Raw genomic sequence first — 4,326 nt, forward strand, 5'->3', positions numbered from 1 at the left:
AACGGAGACCAGGGAAGAGGCGGAGGCCGGGTGAGGAGGTGGCCAGGCTGCTGTCGTCGCCCCGGAGGGTCTCGTGGACGTCCGCTTGTGCCCCGGCGATTCTCGGCCATGGTGACCGGTCGGGGGCGGGTTTGGCTTGTCCCGGTGGTCGGTGGTGGGCAGGATCTCGGCTCTACGGGCGGGAGTTGATGTCGGCATGATCGGTGAACCGTATGTGACGCTGACGGTTCTGGGGGTGCTCGTGACCGGCGTGATGGCCGGGGTGTTCTGTGGCTTCTCCGTGCTGGTCATGCGAGGGCTGGCGGAGTTGCCGCCCGCGCAGGGGGTCGCCGCGATGAACGCGATCAACACGGCGGCGATGACGCCGGCCTTCATGCTGCTGTTCGCCGGTTCCGCGGTGGTGTGCGCGGTGATCGCGGTGGTGACGTTCGTGCTGTGGCCGGATCAGGGAACGGTGGAGTTGCTGCTGGGCAGCGCGCTGTATCTGTTCGGCGCGTTCGGGCTGACCCTCGTCGCGAACGTGCCCCGCAACGAGGCGCTGCTGAAGCTGGACCCGGGGACGCCGGAGGCCGCCGCGTACTGGCCGTCGTACGTGCGTGAGTGGACGATGTGGAATCACGTCCGCGCGGTCGCCTCGGCCGCCGCCGCGCTGGTGTACATCCTGGCTCTCACCTGAGAGAAACCACATGATCACCTGAGCGGGCACTGGTGAGGGCCGGCGGGGCCGCCCGCGAGGCCAGGTGAGAAAGCCGTCTCGCCCCACTCTGCGCGCCCGGCCGAGGGGCCTTATCGTGGCTGAAAGAGTGCCGCCCGATGACGCACGGCCTGTCGTACGCGGACGCAAGGAAGACGGCCATGGCCGACCCCAAGGGTTTTATGACCACTCCGCGCGAGGAGTGGCCCCGCAGGCCCGTCGCGGAGCGGGTGCAGGACTGGGACGAGGTGTATGTCCCGGGCGCGCTGCTGCCGATCGTCACGAAGCAGGCCGACCGGTGCATGGACTGCGGCGTCCCGTTCTGCCACGAAGCCTGCCCGCTCGGCAATCTGATCCCCGAGTGGAACGATCTGGTCAGCCGGGAGGACTGGCGCGCGGCGGCCGACCGGCTGCACGCCACCAACAACTTCCCCGAATTCACCGGGCGGTTGTGCCCGGCGCCGTGCGAGGCGGGGTGCGTGCTCGCCATCAACCAGCCCGCGGTCACCATCAAGAACGTCGAGGTCGCCATCGCCGACCGCGCCTGGACCGACGGTTTCGCGCCACCTCGCCCACCGGACCGGCTGTCGGGGCGGACCGTCGCGGTGATCGGCTCCGGGCCCACCGGCCTCGCCGCGGCACAGCAGTTGACGCGGGCCGGGCACACGGTCGCCGTGTACGAGCGCGACGACCGGCTCGGCGGCCTGATGCGGTACGGCATCCCCGAGTTCAAGATGGAGAAACGGCATCTGGAACGGCGGCTTGAGCAGATGCGGGCCGAGGGCACCAAGTTCCGTACGTCGACGACGGTCGGGCGGGACATCGGGGCGGCCGAACTGCGGGCGCGCTACGACGCGGTGGTGATCGCCACGGGAGCGACGGCCTGGCGCGAACTGGCCGTACCAGGACGGGAGTTGACCGGCATCCACCAGGCGATGGAGTATCTGCCGCTGGCCAACCGGGTGTGCGAGGGCGACTTGGCGGCCTCTCCCCTGTCCGCCGCCGGCAAGCATGTCGTGATCGTGGGCGGCGGCGACACCGGGGCGGACTGCCTGGGCACGGCGGTGCGTGAAGAGGCCGCGTCCGTCACGCAGTTGGACATCTACGCCCAGCCGGACGCCGAGCGCGACGAGGACGCGGAGCCCTGGCCGACGTATCCGAAGATCTACCGGCTCTCGGCCGCGCACGAGGAGGCACGCGATCTGGAGACGGCTCCGGCGGCGGACGCGGACGCGCGGTTGTTCGCGGCGTCGACGCTCCACTTCGAGGGTGACGGGGACGGGCACGTGCGGTCCTTGCACCTGGTCGAAGTCGACGCGGAGCGCCGCCCGTTGGACGGTTCCGGGCGCAGCCTGCCCGCCGATCTCGTGCTGCTCGCCCTCGGGTTCTCCGGGCCCGGTCGCGAGGACGGGCTCATCGATCAACTGGGGTTGGCGATGGCGCCGCGCGGCACGATCACCCGGGACGCGGACTTCGCGACGAGTGCGCGCGGGGTGTTCGTCGCGGGGGACGCGGCGCGCGGGCAGTCGTTGATCGTGTGGGCGATCGCGGAGGGGCGGGCGGTGGCGGCGGCCGTCGACCGATATCTGACGGGGAGTTCCCAACTCCCGGCGCCCATCGGGCCGTACGACCGCCCGATGACCGTGTGAGACGGCGGAGGCAGAGGTCGGGACACCTCTGCTGCCGGACGAGCAGGCGTACGTCCGCCCTCGCACCTGCGGAGGAGGCGGGGTGTACTGCGCCGGTACGAGGCGGCGGGCTGGTTCTCCTCCCGGCTCACGAAATCGTTCGGTGGCGGGCCGGAAAGTGGCTTCAGGCCGACTTGTAGGCCAACGGCGGTGGGACTATTGGCGGAGGAGGCGAGTCGTGGTCGGCCCGGAGTGGGGTCGGGCGCGGCGGTGCCCCCATCCTTCGTTCCGTCGTCAGGCGCAGGGCCACCCCCGCGCGTCCCCCCTGTTGGCGGTCGGTCCTGGAGGGTGTCGATGACGACGCTCGACGAACGTCATGGCGGGGGCGCGCGGGAAGCGGCGGGGGCGTACCGCCCGGACGCCGCCGTCGCCCTCGACCAACTCACGGCGATACAGCCCCTGTTCGCCGGTTCCAAGGCGGCGAACCTCGCCCGCGCGGCCCGGGCCGGACTGCCCGTGCTTCCCGGGTTCGTGATCCCCGAGGGCGCGGGCGACGACCCCGCCGCGGTGCGCCGCGCCTGGCGGGACCTCTCCGATTCCGGCGCGCGGCCCCTCGTCGTACGGTCCTCCTCGCCGCAGGAGGACACCGAACAGTCGTCCCTGGCGGGGCAGTTCACCTCCGTGCTCGATGTGCGTGGGTGGTCCGACTTCTGTACGGCCGTCCGGACCGTGCTCGATTCGGCGCACCGGCCCGACGGGTCCACGGCGCCGATGGCGGTGCTGGTGCAGCCGATGCTGACGGCACGGGTCGGCGGGGTGATGTTCGGTGCCGACCCCGTCGAGGGGCGTACCGACCGGATGCTGGTGAGCGCGGTGCGCAGCGGTCCGGACAGTCTGGTCAGCGGTGAACAGGCGGGCACCAACTACTGGTTGAGCCGACGGGGACGGCTGCTGCGCACCGAGCCACCGACCGCCGACGCGCTGCTCACACCCTCCGAACTACGGCGACTGGCCCGGCTCGCGCGCCGGGCGCGGCAGGTGTTCGGAGGGCCGCAGGACATCGAGTTCGGATTCGGGTTCGCCGAGGACCAAGTCGAGGGCGGGCGGCTGTGGTTGTTCCAGAGCCGGCCGATCACCGCCATGGCGGCGCGGCCGTCGCGCGGGGCGCGGTTGCTCGGGCCGGGGCCGGTCGCGGAGACGCTGCCGGAGCAACTCCAGCCGCTGGAAGAGGACTTGTGGGTCACGCCGATGGCCCATGGGCTGACCGCCGCGCTCGACATCGCGGGCAGCGCGCCGCGTCGGCTGCTGCGGACCGTGCCGGTCGTCACGACGGTCGGCGGCTGGGCCGCGGCCGATCTACGGCTGCTCGGAGCGGTCCCGCCCAGGCACCGCTGGCTGATCCTCCTCAACCCGGCACCGGGAGCCCGGCGGCTCGGAGCGGCCTGGCGGGTCGGCCGACTCACCGCGGCACTGCCGGGGCTGGCCGCGGACCTCGTGGCGGACATCGACCGCCGGCTCGCCCAGGTCCCGGCACCCGGCACACTCCCCGGCCCCGACCTGGCCGCCCAACTCCGCTGGGCCCGCAGCGCCTTGGTCTCCCTGCACGCCCAAGAGGCTCTCACCGGCGCCCTGTTGCACCAGCCGCCAACGTCCCGCACGGCAGCGGGCGCGGCCCTGACCGCCCTCGCGGAGACGCGGGCCCTGGGCATCCCGGACGAGCAGGCAGCCGCCGCCGGCCCGACCATCCTGGCGCTCACGGCACCGAGCCTGCGGGGACACGGGCGGGGGCGCCTGCCGCAGGACCCGGCGCCGGGTTCCGCAAACGGAAACTCCGGCCCGGAACAGCGGCCGGTCGCGCCGGCCGAGCGGACAACACCGGGCGCCCCTCCCGAGCGGCAGACACCGAACACCCCTCCCCAGCGACAGACACCGGCCGCCCGACCGAGCCGGGAGAGCGACCCCGGCGACCGGACGCCAGAGTCCGCCCCCACACCGACACATGAC

Annotated in this window: 3 protein-coding genes; all 3 read left to right on the forward strand. The window is 72.7% G+C overall.

Annotated features, from left to right (window positions below; all coding sequences use genetic code 11):
* Window positions 1-196: 196 nt before the first annotated feature.
* A complete protein-coding gene (locus tag AC31A1_RS47510) occupies window positions 197-676 on the forward strand; it encodes an anthrone oxygenase family protein (RefSeq protein WP_489659285.1) in 480 nt (159 codons plus the stop codon).
* A 179-nt stretch (window positions 677-855) separates the two neighbouring features.
* Window positions 856-2,343, forward strand: coding sequence for a glutamate synthase subunit beta (locus AC31A1_RS47515; protein WP_489659287.1), 1,488 nt, complete (start codon window positions 856-858; stop codon window positions 2,341-2,343).
* A 333-nt stretch (window positions 2,344-2,676) separates the two neighbouring features.
* Window positions 2,677-4,326 (forward strand): PEP/pyruvate-binding domain-containing protein (locus AC31A1_RS47520; RefSeq protein ID WP_489659286.1); only part of this gene is annotated, 1,650 nt, incomplete at its 3' end.

This window comes from Streptomyces sp. P5F9, assembly GCF_057961495.1.

Coding starts and splice junctions, on each gene's coding strand:
- AC31A1_RS47515 (WP_489659287.1), top strand. CDS start 856: ATGGCCGACCCCAAGGGTTTTATGACCACTCCGCGCGAGGAGTGGCCC.
- AC31A1_RS47510 (WP_489659285.1), top strand. CDS start 197: ATGATCGGTGAACCGTATGTGACGCTGACGGTTCTGGGGGTGCTCGTG.